Source organism: Moraxella caviae, from assembly GCF_002014985.1.
GTDB lineage: Bacteria > Pseudomonadota > Gammaproteobacteria > Pseudomonadales > Moraxellaceae > Moraxella > Moraxella caviae.
Map to the genome: position 1 here is coordinate 1 of NZ_MUXU01000004.1, position 14,680 is coordinate 14,680.

A 14,680-nucleotide genomic window follows, 5' to 3' on the forward strand; every position below is an offset into this window, starting at 1 on the left:
TGATTTTGAAAATAGCCGAATTATTTTGATGTTCTTAACAATCCGCATATTGTACAGCTTGCCAAGCAATACAATATTAGTGTGGGCGTGTGGACTTGTAATAATCGTGCAGATGCTGATGAGTTAATGCGCATTGGGGTTCACTACATCATGTCAGATGTTAATCTTAAGGGGAATTAAACAAATGAAGATTGCAACAAAAACACTGTCAGATTTTTTTCGATTGATCGATCGCGGAGGCTCTGCAATCGATAACAGCAGCGGAACAGTAACACTACAAGCAACAACGAATGAAGCACGCGCATATCTGAGATGTGTCATTCAAGCGCGTGCACATGAGTTAATCACTGCGCGCGTGCTTGCGCGCAGAATCAGCGGAGAAAACGGCACATCAGCAGGGCTTGCTATCGACTACCCAAGTTTGGGTGCGAATGTGAATTTCGTAGAAATTGACTCTGAGCATTGGGAATGGTATGAGTGTTCTTATTGTGTTCCACCTATAGCGACCAGCAATCATATCGTGAATGTATCAGCAGGACTTTGGACAAACAAAATCGGCAGCGTCGAGATCGCAGAAATCGACATCACGGTCAAGAATTCTAAGTTGCCAGCGGCGCGAATTCATGCAGCGGGCTTGATTGCAATTAATAATTCAAACATCTCACTGTCTAATAACTATCAGCAAATCGGTATCAAGAATCTTGAGTACAACGCAAACGCGAAAGAATTAAAAGTGTTCACAGAACCCTTGACTACCAGTAATAGGGCATTTCCAATATTCAATGTTAATTTAACAATGGATAGCAACCCAAATATTATTCCAAAGGTCGGAAAATATTCAGCACAAGACGGTTCGGTGATTGTTAAGTTTGTTGATGTCAATTCAGGGCAGTGGGTGGATATTGCTTCACTTCCTATGTCTTGGTTATTTTTTAGTGCTATTGAATAATCGGAGTATTTAACAATGCTTGACTTACAGGGGCTACATGCCCCTTTTTTGATGTCTTGGCTTGGCGTTTGGCTGTTTGCCTTCGTCGGCGGACTGGCAAGCGGTTTTATCAAGGTCAAAGATATTGATGACCGCCTACTTAAGCCATTTATTGCCAAGCCACTAATCGGCACGATATGCGGTGTAGCTTTGGCTATTTATATCAACCAAAACGCCAACCCACCGCCATTGACGCTACTACCTTGGGCGTTAATCGGTGCGTTTATCTCGACACCGATTATCACAGGCTTTTTGGTGTTTATCTCAGACCAAAAGCGTCAGGATGCCGTGTATAACAAACTCAAAGACAAGTACTTACCGAGTAGCAAGGAGGACAAGTCATGATTACGACAATGGTAAGTTTTGGTTGTAGCGTGGTCGGCTTGTCAGTCGGCTTATATACATTTGTTAGGCACCTAAATGCACTCAGTAAGCATAAGACACAAGCAGCAGATGCGTGGCTAGTCAGTGTTGGCTCACTGGCTTGGCTCATCATGTCGTACGCCATGCTACACGGCATCATTGAGCACCGCACGCTTGATCCGTATGAGCTTGGTATTGGTCGTGTTGAGACATTGGCAAGTGTCCTGTTTTTGATTTATTGGATTGGGATGCTTTTGCAAGTGCAAAAACATTGCCTAAAAATCAAGTTAAGAAAACGCAAACTGGAGCGATCAAAACATGAGCACAATCCACCTCATCCGTGGCGATGATACAGACATCATAGTCACACTATTACTTGATGACGCACCATTTGATTTGTCACAGATTACAAGGCTTGATTTGCACGCTAAGGCACAAGGCAAGATTGTCATTGACCTATCTACAGCCAATGGCGGTATCGAGATTGTAGGCAGTGAGATTGTCCTGCATTTTGACCGTGCTTTGACGGCTGGCAAGCACTGGCAACAAGCCAACTATGACCTGCAAGCCATCATTGGCACAAAGGTGCAAACCGTGCTACGTGGCACTATCCAGATGACAGCCGACATCACGGAGGTGCAGCTTGAGTAGATTACAGCGACTGACAGCACATGTACGCACACCACCCAAAATCACTGCCAAGGTCAAAGCACCAGCCAACATCACCGCCAAGGTCAAAAGCCTTGGTCAGGCTGATATGCGTGTTGATTATGGCAGCATGGATTTTGTAACATTGTTAAAAATTCAAACAGGTATTACTTATGAAAACACCAATTAATCAAGCCATCAATGACTTGCAAACTCAGACGCAGGCAGGCTTTGTCGAAGTCGGCAACCAGCTAAGAGCGTTAAACGGTCGCATCGATAACCAAGACACTGACAACAAAATCGCTCAAGCCATTGCGACGCTTAAGACCGAGATTTTGGGCGGTGCAACCAGTGCTTTTGATACGCTAAAAGAGCTTGAGGATGCTATCAATAGTGGCGGTACAGCGTCCGCCTTAGCCGATGCAGTCAATAAGCGTGTGCGATTTGACGAAGTGATGACATTGACCGATGAGCAAATTGGCAATGTACTCAACACGCTCAAAATCGAATACAGCTCAGTGAATTTTGCAAGTTTATTATGAAACTAATTACAGAAAATCAATTATCTGAGCTTGTCAATCGCATAAAAAGCGTGCTCGATTGGCAAGCAACAGCCAATGGCGTAACAAATATCATGGGTGCAGGTCGTCCCGATATGCCAAGTACGCTATCTGCTGAGCACCAAACAGCGGTTGCTAATGCACTCATTGGCACGGTGTTTGTCAGCACCGATGGCGGTGGGATTAAGGCGTGGCAATGGGTCAAGCGGTCAAACGGCTGGATATGCACCGATGTCGATAGCGGATGGCATAACATCACAAGCCTTGTCCCTGCTGATTTGTTTGATACGACACAATCAAGCCGATATATGCACGTGCGACGCATTAACAATGTTGTGTATTACCGTTTTCGCTTTTTGCGTGGTGGTACAGGGCGTGTGCTTGTCGATTTACCGCCTGAGTACCAACAGGACTCGCCAAGTGCGGCAGCAGGTGTGCTTATCCCAAATGATGCAGGCGACCCAGCGGGCAAAATGCAGTTTGGCACGACGGGCGGTCTCGAGTGGAAACCACGAGCGACAACGCCTGCGTTTGGGGTGTTTTCAAGCACCGCAAAAAACTTAACATTGCCTGCCACATGGTCAGGTATAGCTTTAAAATAAGGTAAGTAAAAATGAATGAATTAAACTGGATTAAGATTGCCCGCGAACATCTGGGCACACGAGAGATTAAGGGTGCTAAGCACAATCCGATTGTGCTTGAGCTATGGCGTGCGGCGTTTGCTGCGACGGGTCAACGACAAGCTGGGGCGTTTCAGAATGACGAAACGGCATGGTGCGGGGGCTTTGTTGGTGGTGTGCTTGCCAAGGCAGGGTTAGGGCGACACATCCCCAAATCATTTCCAATGGCTCGTGCGTGGCTGACGGCTGGCACTAAGCTCAATAACCCTGCTTATGGGTGCGTGGTCGTCTTTTGGCGTGGTAGTCGCACGGGCTCAAGCGGTCATGTGGGCTTTGTCGTTGGGCGAGATAAGGCAGGCAATCTGATGGTACTTGGCGGCAATCAAGGTGATGCCGTGAACATCAAGCCATTTGCCAAAAACCGTGTGCTAGGCTATCGCTGGTGCGGTACGCAAGAGATGCCTGCGACACATCGGTTTGCGTTGCCTGTGCTGTCAAGTGATGGGAAAGTGAGTCGGAACGAGGCTTGATTGAAAAAGCCAGTCAAGTGACTGGCTTTCTAGTAGACGCATAGTAGACCAAAAATTTGTTATTATGCGTTCTTATATGTTCTTATTTGTTGTTATTATGGCTTTATGGGTTGATGCAACTCTATGATTTTATTGTAAAATGTTGTTATTTGTTGTTATAGAAACATTTTATAATATGAAATTATGAGTCCCCTGCTCTAACCGACTGAGCTATAGGCCCTTAATAAAAAATCTTGTAAAATTAGTAAGTTACAAGGGTTTATTTTGCAAAACTTTGATAATTTGTCAATTTTTCTAATTGGCGGACCTATGACAGACCCCAGAAAAACATTGTAAAATATCGTCATTTTGCCTAAGTTTTAAAAGACGAACCCAGCTTGAGTAAACGCATTTAAAACTTGGCTATTATACTCGTCATGACAAGAATAAGCAAGTTTTTGCTGGGAATTTGGCAAGGCGTGGGAGTTGAATTTGCGTAAAATTGATTATAGAATGGTGATTGAAATTTGCACAATTAAATGCTTAGAGCTTTCAAACATACAAACCGCACAAGGACAAGGATTTTATGACCGCATGGTATCAAAACCCCGCCAAAGCCATCAATCACCACGCCGCCGCCAACGCCCAAACCCATCAAGACAATCTTACCAAGCCAAAAGGTTCGCTTGGCGAGCTTGAGCGTGTGGCGGTGCGTTTGGCGGGCTTGCAAGGCGTGGATAAGCCAAGCGCCAGCCGTCCGCACATTGCGATTTTTGCTGGTGATCATGGTGTGATGGCAGAGCAGGTGTCGGCATTTCCGCAGGTGGTTACGCAGCAAATGCTTGCCAATTTTGCCACAGGTGGGGCGTGCATTGCGGTGATGGCAAAGCATTTGGGCGCAAGTCTTGAAGTGGTGGATTGCGGCGCAGCGGCAACAGAGTATGACACCACGGGCATCAGCCAGCAGCAAGTCGCCAAGGGGACGAAAAATTTCACCCAAGCGCCTGCGATGACGCTTGATGAATGTGAGCAGGCGCTCGCCATCGGTAAGCGCAGCGTGGAGCAGGCGATGGCGGCAGGTGCGGACATTTATGTGGCAGGCGAGATGGGCATTGGTAACACTTGCGCGGCTTCGGCATTGGCGTGTCTGCTGCTTGATAAATCTGCCGAAGAGATGACGGGACGCGGCACAGGCGTGGACGATACGACTTTGGCACGCAAAATTCAAGCGGTCAGCCGCGCCAAAATTCTTTATCAGCATGAAGCAAAAGACGCACTAAAAACGCTTGCCAATGTGGGCGGCTTTGAGATGTGTGCGATGACAGGTGCGTATGTGCGAGCGGCGCAGCTTGGCTTGCTGTGCGTGGTGGACGGCTTTATCAGTAGCGTATCGGCACTCGTGGCGGTGCGCCTAAATCCGAGCGTTGCTGACTGGCTTTTGTACGGGCATCGTTCGGCAGAATATGCGCACGCACAGGTGTTGGCGGCACTTGGTGCGAAGCCGCTTTTGGATTTGGGTTTTCGCTTGGGTGAAGGCAGTGGTGCAGCGGCAAGTTTGATGCTCATTCGTTTGGCGTGTGAGATTCATGCCAATATGGCGACTTTTGCGCAAGCTGGCGTGGCAACAGCTTGATGGGCTGGTGCGTTAAGATTTGGCGGATTGCTAGATTTTTGCGTTTTAAAAATGTTGGGCAATGTTTCACTAACCCAGCTTGCGTTTTATCAATCCAGCTTACGTTTATTTAATAGAAAAACACCCATTTTATAAAATTTTAACATTGGTCAATCGCCATGCAAAATGATATTGATAAAACCTTGCGGCTGGATTTTTTGCGCCATGGCGAAACCACGCTTTTGACACAAGGCAACGTGCTGCGTGGACGTACGGACGATGCTTTGACGCAGGCAGGTTTTGCCCAAATGCACAGCACTTTTTCGCAGGCGTGGCGAGCTGAGCAATCTCAAACCCAAACCCAAACACAAACACCGTGGCAAGCAATCATCACATCGCCTTTATCACGCTGTTTGGACTTTGCCAAGGTGCAAAGCGTGGCGCATGATTTGCCGCTATTTGTGATTGATGAGCTGCAAGAGATTGATTTTGGCGACTGGGAAGGGTGCGCTACCGCTGAGCTGTACGCTAAGTTTCCTGATGAGCTTGCGACTTATTGGCAAGCGCCACAAGACTACACGCCGCCAAATGCCGAGTCGGTTTTGGCGTTTCGTGTGCGTGTGGGGCGTGCGCTTGAGCGTGTGGCGAGCGTGTGCCGCACGCATGAATTTGAGCGTGTGTGCGTGGTGAGCCATGGCGGCGTGATAAAAATGCTGTATCATTTAGCGCAGCAAGCCTGTCTTGAAAAACTGCTTGGCGTGCCTGTGGCATTGGGTGAGCTGCATTCTTTTGATTATGTGCCAGTGTCTGCGCCAATGTCTGTAGCGGCTGATTTGGCGAATGAAAAAGCTGAAAATCAGACCGAAAACCAAATTAAAAACCAAACCCAAACCCAAACCCAAACCATCGGCAAACTGACAGCAATGAGAGCATTAGAACAAAAATTCAGGGATTAAGTTTGTACGGTATAAATTTGCCAAGTTTTCATGTAAAATCACCGTACGCAAATTTCTTAAATTCAAGTCTGTTTGTTTTAAATTTGTCAATTCAAATTCATTTAAGTTTCATTAATTTGCACTTTTTTAATTCATCAAAAACCAAAACGCCATCATGAAGCATCGTTACCGTCCGACCGATTTTTTGACCGCATGGCTTGTGGCGGTGCAGTTTTTGACTAAGATTCCTGTGCGATTGCGTGCGTTGCCCAGTGAGCGGCAGACGGCATTGGCGGTGGTGTTTTATCCGCTGGTGGGCGTGTTGATTGGGCTTATTTTGGCAGGTTTCACGCAGGCGGTGGGGTTCTTGCCGTCTGTTTTAGCGGCAGCTTTGATGGTGGTGGCGTGGATTTGGCTGACGGGCGGTTTGCATTTGGACGGCTTGGCGGACATTGCAGACGCTTGGCTGGGCGGCTGGGGTGAAAAAGAGCGCACGCTGACCATCATGAAAGACCCGACGTGCGGTGCGATGGGTGTGCTGGCACTCATCGCTGGCGTGCTGATAAAATTTGCCGCCGTGCATACGCTGCTGACATTTGGCGGTGCGGCTTTGGGTTTGATGATTGCGCCTGTGGTGGGCAGGCTTGTGATTTTGTGGCTGTTTTTGCGCGCGCCTTATGTGCGTAAAAATGGCATTGGCTCGCCCATCAGCACGCATTTACCAAAAACCGCCACGGCAGGCGTGCTGGCGATAGGCGTGCTTTTGGTGATTTTAAGTGTGGCTTTTGGCTTTGGGCTGTGGGCGGCAGCGTGGCTGGCAGGCGCACTTATGGCGTTTTTGTGGTATTATCGCAGGGCGTGGCAGCGGCTGATTGGCGGTGTAACGGGCGATGTGATTGGTGCGGCGGTGGAACTTGGCGAAATGCTGACGCTTTTGGTGATGGCTGGCGTTTTGGCGTGGCAGATGGTGAGCTAATTTTGACAGTCATCTTATCGCTTTACCACTTATTTTGCCAAGCCTACCACCAAAAATCGCTTGCTTGTCTGAGCGTGTTTTGAGAAAATAAGCCGTTAAATTCATTCCTTTCATATTGCCGAGTTCACCTTGCCTTTAAGTTCCCTAAAAATCGAATCTTTACCAAGATTTTCGTCCAATTTCATCGCCAATATCCGCGCGGCACTCAGTATGCTTGGCGGTAGCACGCGTGCGTTTTCGTTTGTTAAGCCGACCTTTGCGCAGTTTGTGGTGTTTTTGGTGGCGGCTTTGGCGACTAACATTTTGTTCGCTTATTTGGCGGCAGATTTCGGCAGTTATTTTAATGAACAAGGCCTAATCAGTTATCTGGTGTGGCCTGTCATCATGCTGGTGGCGGGTATCATTCTTGCCAAGCGCACGCAGAATTATTCGCTGCTGTTTGTGCCTGTGATTTTGTGGCTGGTGGCGGATACTTTGCTGGTGCTATTGCAGAGCGGCATTCAGTATCTAGACATCAAAGGCTGGCTGCCTGCGTTTTTGTATGCGATTTTGCCGACTTTATTCACGGCATTATTTGTGTGGCAGACGGCTTCTTTGCTGTGGGTTTTTGCCAAAAAACTGCACTGGCCTTGGTGGGAGCGTCTTTTGATGCTTGCTGGGGCGATGGTGCTGCTTGTCGTGTGGCAAAAAAACGTGGTCAATCAGCCAATTTTCCAAACCCGCACCGAAGACCCAAGCATTAGTGAAAAGAACTTTTATGGACAAGAAACGCTTTTAAATCAAGCGCTTGAAAGCATTGCTAAGAGTAAAAAAGGCGTGTCAGAGTGGTATTTTGTGGGCATGGCTGGCTTTGCTGGGCAAGATGTGTTCGCTAGCGAAATCACCCAAGCGCAAAGCCTGTTTGATGACCGTTTTGGCACGGTGGGGCGTTCTTTGTCGTTGATTAACAATCCAGCGACTTGGCAAGATTTCCCAATTGCCAGCCGCACAAGCCTAGCCAAAAGCCTAAAACACATCGGGCAAAAAATGGATACGAACGAAGACGTGCTGTTTTTGACGCTCAGCTCGCATGGCGCAGTGGACGAATCTGGCAGCATTTTGGGCGATTTGGTGATGGAAAATCCGCCTGTGGAGCTTGAACCGATCGACCCTGTGTGGCTGCGCAGTGCGCTTGATGTGGCGGGGATTCGCTGGCGTGTGATTGTGGTGTCGTCTTGTTATTCTGGGGCGTTTATTGACGCACTAAAAAGCCCAACGACTGCCATCATCACCGCATCTCGTGCTGACCGTGCGTCTTTTGGCTGTACGGACGATGCGGACATGACCTATTTTGGGCGGGCGTTTTTCTCAGAAAGTCTGCGTGAACAAACGTCTTTTGATGGTGCGTTCAATCAAGCACAAAGACGTGTGGGCGAGCGTGAAGCTTTGATGGGTTTTGAGCCGAGCGAGCCGCAAATGGTGGTGGGACTTGCCATGCAAGAAGCCTTGCCAGAACTGGAAAAGGCGCTGTTTCATCACGCCAAAAAGCCGCAAATTCGCTTGCCGAGCCAAGCCGAGCAAGAAATGACGCCTTGATTTAAAAAGTTGCTAAAGATTTGGTAAGCAAGTCAATAGCATAAAAGACAAACTTTTAGAGTAAATTAAAAACCGTTCGTGGCAGTGCTAAGCCAGAGCGGTTTTTTAAGATTTTGGCAAGTTGAGACGAACAACATCACATCGCAGACTTGCTGTTTTAAGCAAACTTGCCCATAAAAATAAGCCTTGACGATCAATCAAGGCTTATTTATTAGATTTGGTATCAGCGATTATTGGTTTTGAAACCAAGTGGTTGCGCTGTTTTTGGCGCGCTGAATTTCGCTAGATGATAGGTTAAGCGCCAACTGGCTGATTTTAACTTGCGCCTTATCACGAATGCCTTTATCCAGCATACCATCACGGCTAGACAAATCGTACCATTTATAAGCGTCCACAAGGCGTTGCTGTTTTTCATCAATCATCGCTAGGGCGTAGCTGGCACGGTTATCGCCTAGGTGTGCCGCACGCTCAAGCCACATACGACCTTGATTCATGTTCGCTTGCACGCCTTCGCCACGCAGGTACATGATGCCAAGGTTTAGCTGTGCTGGGGCGATGTTTTGCTCGGCAGCACGAGTGTACCAATACACCGCTTTTTGTGCGTCTTTCGCCACGCCTTCACCTTTTTGCAGGCGCTTGGCTAGGAAAAACTGTGCGTGATGGTTGCCTTGGCTGGCTTGTTGGGTTAGGCTTTTGATGTCCATAGTTTCAAAGCGTGAAGTGTTCAGCGGCACATTTGAAATGATGGCGGCAGAAGCCACAGAAGTCATGCCCAGTACGCTTGATAGCAAAGCAGCTTTTAGCAGGTTCATACGAACTCCAATTTGTCTTGACGAATTTGTCTTTATGGGTGCTTGGTATGCCAAATGCGTTTGGCTAAACCCAAAATCACGCATTGGCTAAATGTTTTGACAATCTTGTCATGATAGCACAAATGGGCGTGAAATTCAATTTTATGCCCATTTATATAAACACAATGATAAAATACGCTACAAAATCACAGCCAGTGCTTTTAATTTGGCGCATTCGGCTTTGATGATGTGGCGGATTTTTCTAATTAAAACTTAGGTATTAAGGTTTGTTGGTTTATCCTTTGGCAATGCGATAAATCGCCACGTCCGCCAGCAAGTTTGGCGCGGCACGCACGATTTTATTCATCAGGCGTGCTGGCAAGTGCGAATCGTCATTGATGGCGACAGCGTCTAAAATGCGAATGTCGTTATCGGCGCACAGTCGCTCAAAGTCTTTAAAAGTACACAGATGAATGTTTGGCGTGTCGTACCATTCGTGCGGAATGGTTTCGCTCATCGGCATGATGCCTTTAATGCCAAGGTAGACGCGGTTTTGCCAGTAGGCGAAATTTGGAAAAGTAACAATGCCTTCATTCGCCACACGCAGCATATCCAGCAGCAGATTTTTGGGATTTTTTACCGCTTGTAGGGCGCGTGCCATCACCACCGTGTCAAAGCTGTTATCGGCAAAGCGGTGCAAGCCTTCGTTCAAATCTTGTTCAATGATGTTTAAGCCTTTGGCGATGGCTTGGTTGATTTTATGTTCGTCAATTTCAAGCCCGTAGCCCGTTACGCCAAGATGTGTCTGTAAATGCGCCAAAAGCGTGCCATCGCCACAGCCAAGATCTAAGACTTTGGAATTTTGTTTGATCCAGTTTTCAGCCAGTTGATGATCGATGTTCATGAGTTGCTCGCTTGCTCGGCAGTGGGTTTGTCGTGGGCTAATTGGGCGATGGCGGTGGGCGAAAGCGTCTTGCCGCTCACGGTTTTGGCGACAAAGGGCGCGCCTAAAAATCCTTTGATGGCATTGACATAGCGGTCAATGGCAAATAAGAACGAATCATGCCCGTGCGGTGCGTCCACGTTGATAAAGCTGACGGGTTTTTGGTTTGCCATCAGTGCGTCTGTCAGCTCCACCGAACGCTCTGGACTAAAGCGCCAGTCGGTCGTGAATGACACCACCAAAAACTGGCATTGCGTGCGTGCCAAAGTCGCCTTGAGCGCTTCGGCATCTGATAAAGATGGGTCGGCATAATCACGCGTAGGGTCAAAATAGTCAAGCGCCTTGGTCATCAAAAGATAAGTATTGGCGTCAAAGTTTTTGCTAAATCGCTCGCCTTGGTAGCGCAGATAGCTTTCTACTTCAAATTCCACATCGTAGCCGTACATGAATTTGCCAGATTTTAAATCACGCCCAAACTTCGCTTTCATGGCATCTTCGGTGATGTAAGTGATGTGCCCCAGCATTCTGGCAAGCATCAAGCCACGGCGTGGGTAAGTGCCGTGTTTTAGATACCAGCCTTGATGAAAATCTGGGTCGGATAAGATGGATTGGCGTGCTACTTCGTTAAAGGCGATGTTTTGCGCGCTGATTTTTGGGGTGCTGGCGATGATGACCGCACGCGCCAAACGTTCAGGATAATCCACTGACCATTGCAGCGCTTGCATTCCGCCCATAGAGCCGCCCACGATGGCGTGCCAACGCTTGATACCCAGATAATCTGACAGCATGACTTGCGTTTTCACCCAATCTTTGATGGTGATGAGCGGAAAATCTGCGCCCCAGATGTCGTTGGTTTCTGGATTGATGGTGGTTGGGCCTGTAGAGCCGTGGCATGAGCCGATGTTATTTAAGCAAACGACAAAAAATTTTTCGGTATCAATCGCCTTGCCCTTGCCGATGAGTGCGTCCCACCAGCCAGCTTTGGCGTCGTGTTCGCTGTGAAATCCTGCGGCGTGGTGTGAGCCTGACAGCGCATGACAAATCAAAATGGCGTTTGATTTATCGGCATTGAGTTCGCCATAAGTTTCCACCATCAAATCAAAAGACGGCAAAGTGCGTTCGCATTCTAGTAAAAGCGGCGTGTCAAAATGAATGAGCGTGGGCGTAACGATACCGACCGATGACGGGTCTTGATAAGGGGGAGTTGAAGTTTGCACAAAATTTCCTAAAAAGGTGTCATTTTATCAATAAATTTTAAATAAATGTATTTTAAGTATTATTTAATAGTATAAAAATTATCCATGCCGTGCGTGGCAAAATGCGCCTGATGAAAGCTGATTTGTGATGGATTGTTGTGTGGTTTTGCGTGAAATTTTATGGGCGATTTCACGTCAATTTTCGCATTTTTCACATCAATTTTTATATCAAAACGCTAAAATTCAAGGCTAAATCTTATTTTACATTGTAAGGCGAAACGCCATATTTGGCAAGCGTCCATCGCCATTTGCGCCAAAAAGCACAAGAAAATTTGCCAAAAAAATGCTAAACTAAGGTTTTTGTAATTTTGCAATTTAGTTTGTGAGTTGCTTTTAGAATTGACCTTGGGCATTTTGTTCGCTTGGCGCACGATTTGCTAAACTTTAGCCAATGATTTGATGAATCAACTTGCAATCATCGCCATTTGCCTTGAAAATACTTGTCAATCACCGTTCAAATTTCATTTGCTTTTAAATTTTATTGACCGATATTTTAGCTAGCACCATGACCGACCACGCACCAAATTTTACCGATACAGCGCAAATCCTTACAAAAAAAACTGCCGTTGTGCTTGTCAATCTTGGCACGCCAGACACGCCCACGCCTGCTGCGGTGCGTGCGTATTTGGCGGAGTTTTTGTCTGACAAGCGCGTGATTGAAATGCCAAAATGGCTGTGGCAAATCATTTTGCGCTTATTTGTGCTGACCACGCGCCCAAAACGTGTGGCGCACGCCTATCAAAGCGTGTGGACGGACGCAGGCTCGCCATTGCTTGCGATTTTAAAAGAACAGGCGACACTACTGCAGGCGAATTTGGCGCAGCTGGGCAAGTCTGTGGCTGTCGTGCCTGCCACCACTTATGGCAATCCAAACATCAAAAAAGTGCTGGCGGATTTACAAGCTGACGGCTATGAGCGCATGGTGGTGTTGCCGCTGTATCCGCAATATTCGGCAACTTCCACGGCGGCAGCGTTTGATAAAGTCATGCAATACAGCTTAAGCAGCCGTGATATGCCAGAGCTGCATTTTATCAAGGATTATCACGACAACCCGCTGTACATCAGGGCTTTGGCTGACAGCGTGCGTAAGTTTTGGGCGGATAATGGGCGCGCTGATAAGCTGCTCATGAGTTTTCATGGCATTCCTAAGCCTTATGCCGACAAGGGCGACCCATACCCTGTGCAATGCCGCAAGACAGCTAAGCTGGTGGCAGGCGAGCTTGGGCTTGGTGGTGATGAATGGGCGGTGAGTTTTCAGTCGCGTTTTGGTGCGCAAGAGTGGCTAAAGCCTTATACAGACGAGCTTTTGGGCGAGTGGGGCAAGGCTGGGCATTCGGTGCAAGTGCTAAGTCCTGCGTTTTCGGCGGATTGCCTTGAGACGCTAGAAGAGCTGGCGGTGGAAAACCGTGATAATTATCTGGCGGCAGGCGGTAAATCTTATGCTTATATTCCTGCGCTAAACACCGATGCGCTGCACATTGAGTTGATGGCGCAGTTGGTTGGTAAATATTTATAAGTAATTGAAATTTATTAATTTTTATAAAAAACAGCAAGTTGATGGCTTGCTGTTTTTGTTTTTTGGTGGGGATTTGCGAGTAATTTTTCGCTTATGATTGCTTGGTTTTATCCAAAATTTCATCTAAATTGATTTCTAGCCAATCTACCAAATCATAAATCTTGGCAGCGGCAACCGCCCCGTATTCAGACAGCTGATAATCCACCTTTGGCGGTACGGTGTGATAATCGGTGCGCACAACCATGCCGTCCGCTTGCAGATTTTGCAAGGTGAGCGTCAGCATACGCTCGCTAATGCCTTCAATGCGGCGGCGAATTTCACTAAAACGCAGCGTGCCATCACGCAAAACGATGAGTACAAACACGCCCCAGCGGCTTGTTAAGTGTTCTAAAATTTGCCGTGATGGGCAAGCCTTTGCCAGTACGTTGCCACGTTCTTTGTCGTCATTCATGATGATGTTTCTTTTTTGGTGTTTTTTAAAGGCTGTGTTGATAAAAGTTATTGGATAAAAAACTTTATTTTTCAATAAGTTATAAAATTTATTAACACTTACTTTTTTGTAAGTACTTACATTTAATAAGTGCTGATTATATAATACTCACCATCAAATGCGCAATCATGTATTGCGTAAAATGTCTATGAAATCAAAATAATGGGAGAATTGCTATGAAAATTGCCGTCATTGGTGCGACAGGTTTGGTGGGTGCAGGCGTGGTGCGTGAAGCGGCAGCGCGCGGGCATGATGTGCTGGCGCTTGCTCGCAGTGTAGAGAAAGTTTTGCAGGCGGATAATGTGCAGGTGGTCGCTTGCGATGTCAATGCGCCAGAGTTTGCTGAGCAGCTAAAGGGCGTGGACGCGGTGGTGTCTGCCTTTAATGGCGGCTGGGAAAATCCGAACGGTGCGGCGGATTTTAAGCGTGGCGCAAATGCCATCGTGGAAGCCGCCAAAGCTGCAAACGTGCCGTATCTTTTGGTGGTTGGCGGTGCAGGCAGTCTTTATGTTGCGCCAAATGTGCAGCTGATTGATACGCCTGAATTTCCTGCAGACATTTATCCGATGGCGAATGAAGCGCGTAATTTATTGACTGAATTACAAGCGCGCCGTGATGTGAATTGGGCGTTTTTATCGCCAGCGGCGATGTTTGCGGTGAATCCTGTGAATTTTGAGCGCACGGGCAAATACCGCACGGGCAAGGACGATGTGCTATTCACAAACGATGTGCCTGCTGACATTTCATTGCCTGATTTGGCGTGTGCGATTGTTGATGATGTGGAAAATCAGGCGCATTTGTTCGCACGTTTTACGGTGGCGCAAGCTGATTAAGGCTATTTTTGTGCGCATTGCATGGAAGTTTGTGCAGGCGCAAGAATAACTGTGTATTTTTATGT

General features: G+C 47.4%; 19 protein-coding genes. 15 read left to right on the forward strand and 4 right to left on the reverse strand.

Translation table 11 applies throughout. The features are described 5' to 3' along the window. The first annotated feature begins 48 nt into the window (after positions 1-48). The 13 genes from B0181_RS12490 to B0181_RS00310 all read left to right on the forward strand — a co-directional run bounded on the left by B0181_RS12490 (position 49) and on the right by B0181_RS00310 (position 8,786). A complete protein-coding gene (locus B0181_RS12490; RefSeq protein ID WP_115338166.1) occupies positions 49-180 on the forward strand; it encodes a glycerophosphodiester phosphodiesterase family protein in 132 nt (43 codons plus the stop codon). A 4-nt stretch (positions 181-184) separates the two neighbouring features. Further along, complete coding sequence (locus B0181_RS00255; protein WP_078275495.1) at positions 185-949, forward strand: hypothetical protein; 765 nt, start codon at positions 185-187, stop codon at positions 947-949. A 15-nt stretch (positions 950-964) separates the two neighbouring features. Continuing rightward, positions 965-1,333 (forward strand): magnesium transporter, encoded by a 369-nt coding sequence (locus tag B0181_RS00260; RefSeq protein ID WP_078275496.1) that lies wholly within the window; start codon positions 965-967, stop codon positions 1,331-1,333. Continuing rightward, positions 1,330-1,701 carry a hypothetical protein gene (locus B0181_RS00265; RefSeq protein ID WP_078275497.1) on the forward strand — a complete coding sequence of 124 codons (372 nt, stop codon included), beginning with the start codon at positions 1,330-1,332 and terminating at the stop codon, positions 1,699-1,701. Before B0181_RS00260 ends, B0181_RS00265 begins: the two co-directional genes overlap by 4 nt. Continuing rightward, the gene (locus B0181_RS00270; RefSeq protein WP_078275498.1) at positions 1,670-2,002 is read left to right on the forward strand and encodes a hypothetical protein; all 333 of its coding nucleotides are present in this window, start codon (positions 1,670-1,672) and stop codon (positions 2,000-2,002) included. The genes B0181_RS00265 and B0181_RS00270 overlap by 32 nt, the downstream gene beginning before the upstream one ends. Continuing rightward, the gene (locus B0181_RS00275) at positions 1,995-2,189 is read left to right on the forward strand and encodes a hypothetical protein (RefSeq protein WP_078275499.1); all 195 of its coding nucleotides are present in this window, start codon (positions 1,995-1,997) and stop codon (positions 2,187-2,189) included. Before B0181_RS00270 ends, B0181_RS00275 begins: the two co-directional genes overlap by 8 nt. Continuing rightward, on the forward strand, positions 2,173-2,541 hold the full coding sequence (locus B0181_RS00280) for a hypothetical protein (RefSeq protein ID WP_078275500.1): 369 nt from the start codon (positions 2,173-2,175) through the stop codon (positions 2,539-2,541). Before B0181_RS00275 ends, B0181_RS00280 begins: the two co-directional genes overlap by 17 nt. After that, positions 2,538-3,161, forward strand: a complete 624-nt coding sequence (locus B0181_RS00285; RefSeq protein ID WP_078275501.1) for a hypothetical protein — start codon at positions 2,538-2,540, stop codon at positions 3,159-3,161. The genes B0181_RS00280 and B0181_RS00285 overlap by 4 nt, the downstream gene beginning before the upstream one ends. A gap of 11 nt (positions 3,162-3,172) precedes the next feature. Further along, positions 3,173-3,709, forward strand: a complete 537-nt coding sequence (locus tag B0181_RS00290; RefSeq protein WP_078275502.1) for a TIGR02594 family protein — start codon at positions 3,173-3,175, stop codon at positions 3,707-3,709. A gap of 565 nt (positions 3,710-4,274) precedes the next feature. Continuing rightward, complete coding sequence (gene cobT / locus B0181_RS00295) at positions 4,275-5,321, forward strand: nicotinate-nucleotide--dimethylbenzimidazole phosphoribosyltransferase (protein ID WP_078275503.1); 1,047 nt, start codon at positions 4,275-4,277, stop codon at positions 5,319-5,321. Positions 5,322-5,479: 158 nt separating this feature from the next. Continuing rightward, positions 5,480-6,256, forward strand: a complete 777-nt coding sequence (locus B0181_RS00300; protein ID WP_078275504.1) for a histidine phosphatase family protein — start codon at positions 5,480-5,482, stop codon at positions 6,254-6,256. Between the two features lie 154 nt (positions 6,257-6,410). Continuing rightward, the gene (gene cobS, locus B0181_RS00305) at positions 6,411-7,211 is read left to right on the forward strand and encodes an adenosylcobinamide-GDP ribazoletransferase (protein WP_242620103.1); all 801 of its coding nucleotides are present in this window, start codon (positions 6,411-6,413) and stop codon (positions 7,209-7,211) included. 210 nt (positions 7,212-7,421) lie between these two features. Continuing rightward, on the forward strand, positions 7,422-8,786 hold the full coding sequence (locus B0181_RS00310; RefSeq protein ID WP_078275505.1) for a C13 family peptidase: 1,365 nt from the start codon (positions 7,422-7,424) through the stop codon (positions 8,784-8,786). A 230-nt stretch (positions 8,787-9,016) separates the two neighbouring features. On the opposite strand, the gene B0181_RS00315 is transcribed toward B0181_RS00310, so the two are convergent. The 3 genes from B0181_RS00315 to metX all read right to left on the reverse strand — a co-directional run bounded on the left by B0181_RS00315 (position 9,017) and on the right by metX (position 11,737). Beyond that, positions 9,017-9,598 carry a tetratricopeptide repeat protein gene (locus B0181_RS00315; RefSeq protein WP_078275506.1) on the reverse strand — a complete coding sequence of 194 codons (582 nt, stop codon included), beginning with the start codon at positions 9,596-9,598 and terminating at the stop codon, positions 9,017-9,019. A 274-nt stretch (positions 9,599-9,872) separates the two neighbouring features. After that, the gene (metW, locus tag B0181_RS00320; RefSeq protein ID WP_078275507.1) at positions 9,873-10,481 is read right to left on the reverse strand and encodes a methionine biosynthesis protein MetW; all 609 of its coding nucleotides are present in this window, start codon (positions 10,479-10,481) and stop codon (positions 9,873-9,875) included. Beyond that, entirely contained in the window at positions 10,478-11,737 is a 1,260-nt protein-coding gene (gene metX, locus B0181_RS00325) for a homoserine O-succinyltransferase MetX (protein ID WP_078275508.1), read from the reverse strand. Before metX ends, metW begins: the two co-directional genes overlap by 4 nt. 544 nt (positions 11,738-12,281) lie before the next feature. Between metX and hemH the strand changes: the two genes are divergently transcribed. Next, on the forward strand, positions 12,282-13,292 hold the full coding sequence (hemH, locus tag B0181_RS00330) for a ferrochelatase (RefSeq protein ID WP_078275509.1): 1,011 nt from the start codon (positions 12,282-12,284) through the stop codon (positions 13,290-13,292). A gap of 91 nt (positions 13,293-13,383) precedes the next feature. Here hemH and B0181_RS00335 read toward each other — a convergent pair whose 3' ends face one another. Next, a complete protein-coding gene (locus B0181_RS00335) occupies positions 13,384-13,743 on the reverse strand; it encodes a winged helix-turn-helix transcriptional regulator (RefSeq protein WP_078275510.1) in 360 nt (119 codons plus the stop codon). A gap of 215 nt (positions 13,744-13,958) precedes the next feature. Here B0181_RS00335 and B0181_RS00340 point away from each other — a divergent pair, with 215 nt between their 5' ends. Further along, positions 13,959-14,615 carry an NAD(P)-dependent oxidoreductase gene (locus tag B0181_RS00340; RefSeq protein WP_078275511.1) on the forward strand — a complete coding sequence of 219 codons (657 nt, stop codon included), beginning with the start codon at positions 13,959-13,961 and terminating at the stop codon, positions 14,613-14,615. The last annotated feature ends 65 nt before the right edge of the window (positions 14,616-14,680 follow it).

Coding starts and splice junctions, on each gene's coding strand:
- B0181_RS00300 (WP_078275504.1), top strand. CDS start 5,480: ATGCAAAATGATATTGATAAAACCTTGCGGCTGGATTTTTTGCGCCAT.
- B0181_RS00285 (WP_078275501.1), top strand. CDS start 2,538: ATGAAACTAATTACAGAAAATCAATTATCTGAGCTTGTCAATCGCATA.
- metW (WP_078275507.1), bottom strand. CDS start 10,481: ATGAACATCGATCATCAACTGGCTGAAAACTGGATCAAACAAAATTCC.
- B0181_RS00310 (WP_078275505.1), top strand. CDS start 7,422: ATGCTTGGCGGTAGCACGCGTGCGTTTTCGTTTGTTAAGCCGACCTTT.
- cobS (WP_242620103.1), top strand. CDS start 6,411: ATGAAGCATCGTTACCGTCCGACCGATTTTTTGACCGCATGGCTTGTG.
- B0181_RS00260 (WP_078275496.1), top strand. CDS start 965: ATGCTTGACTTACAGGGGCTACATGCCCCTTTTTTGATGTCTTGGCTT.
- hemH (WP_078275509.1), top strand. CDS start 12,282: ATGACCGACCACGCACCAAATTTTACCGATACAGCGCAAATCCTTACA.
- B0181_RS00265 (WP_078275497.1), top strand. CDS start 1,330: ATGATTACGACAATGGTAAGTTTTGGTTGTAGCGTGGTCGGCTTGTCA.
- B0181_RS00290 (WP_078275502.1), top strand. CDS start 3,173: ATGAATGAATTAAACTGGATTAAGATTGCCCGCGAACATCTGGGCACA.
- B0181_RS00315 (WP_078275506.1), bottom strand. CDS start 9,598: ATGAACCTGCTAAAAGCTGCTTTGCTATCAAGCGTACTGGGCATGACT.
- cobT (WP_078275503.1), top strand. CDS start 4,275: ATGACCGCATGGTATCAAAACCCCGCCAAAGCCATCAATCACCACGCC.
- B0181_RS00340 (WP_078275511.1), top strand. CDS start 13,959: ATGAAAATTGCCGTCATTGGTGCGACAGGTTTGGTGGGTGCAGGCGTG.
- B0181_RS00270 (WP_078275498.1), top strand. CDS start 1,670: ATGAGCACAATCCACCTCATCCGTGGCGATGATACAGACATCATAGTC.
- B0181_RS00255 (WP_078275495.1), top strand. CDS start 185: ATGAAGATTGCAACAAAAACACTGTCAGATTTTTTTCGATTGATCGAT.
- B0181_RS00335 (WP_078275510.1), bottom strand. CDS start 13,743: ATGAATGACGACAAAGAACGTGGCAACGTACTGGCAAAGGCTTGCCCA.
- B0181_RS00280 (WP_078275500.1), top strand. CDS start 2,173: ATGAAAACACCAATTAATCAAGCCATCAATGACTTGCAAACTCAGACG.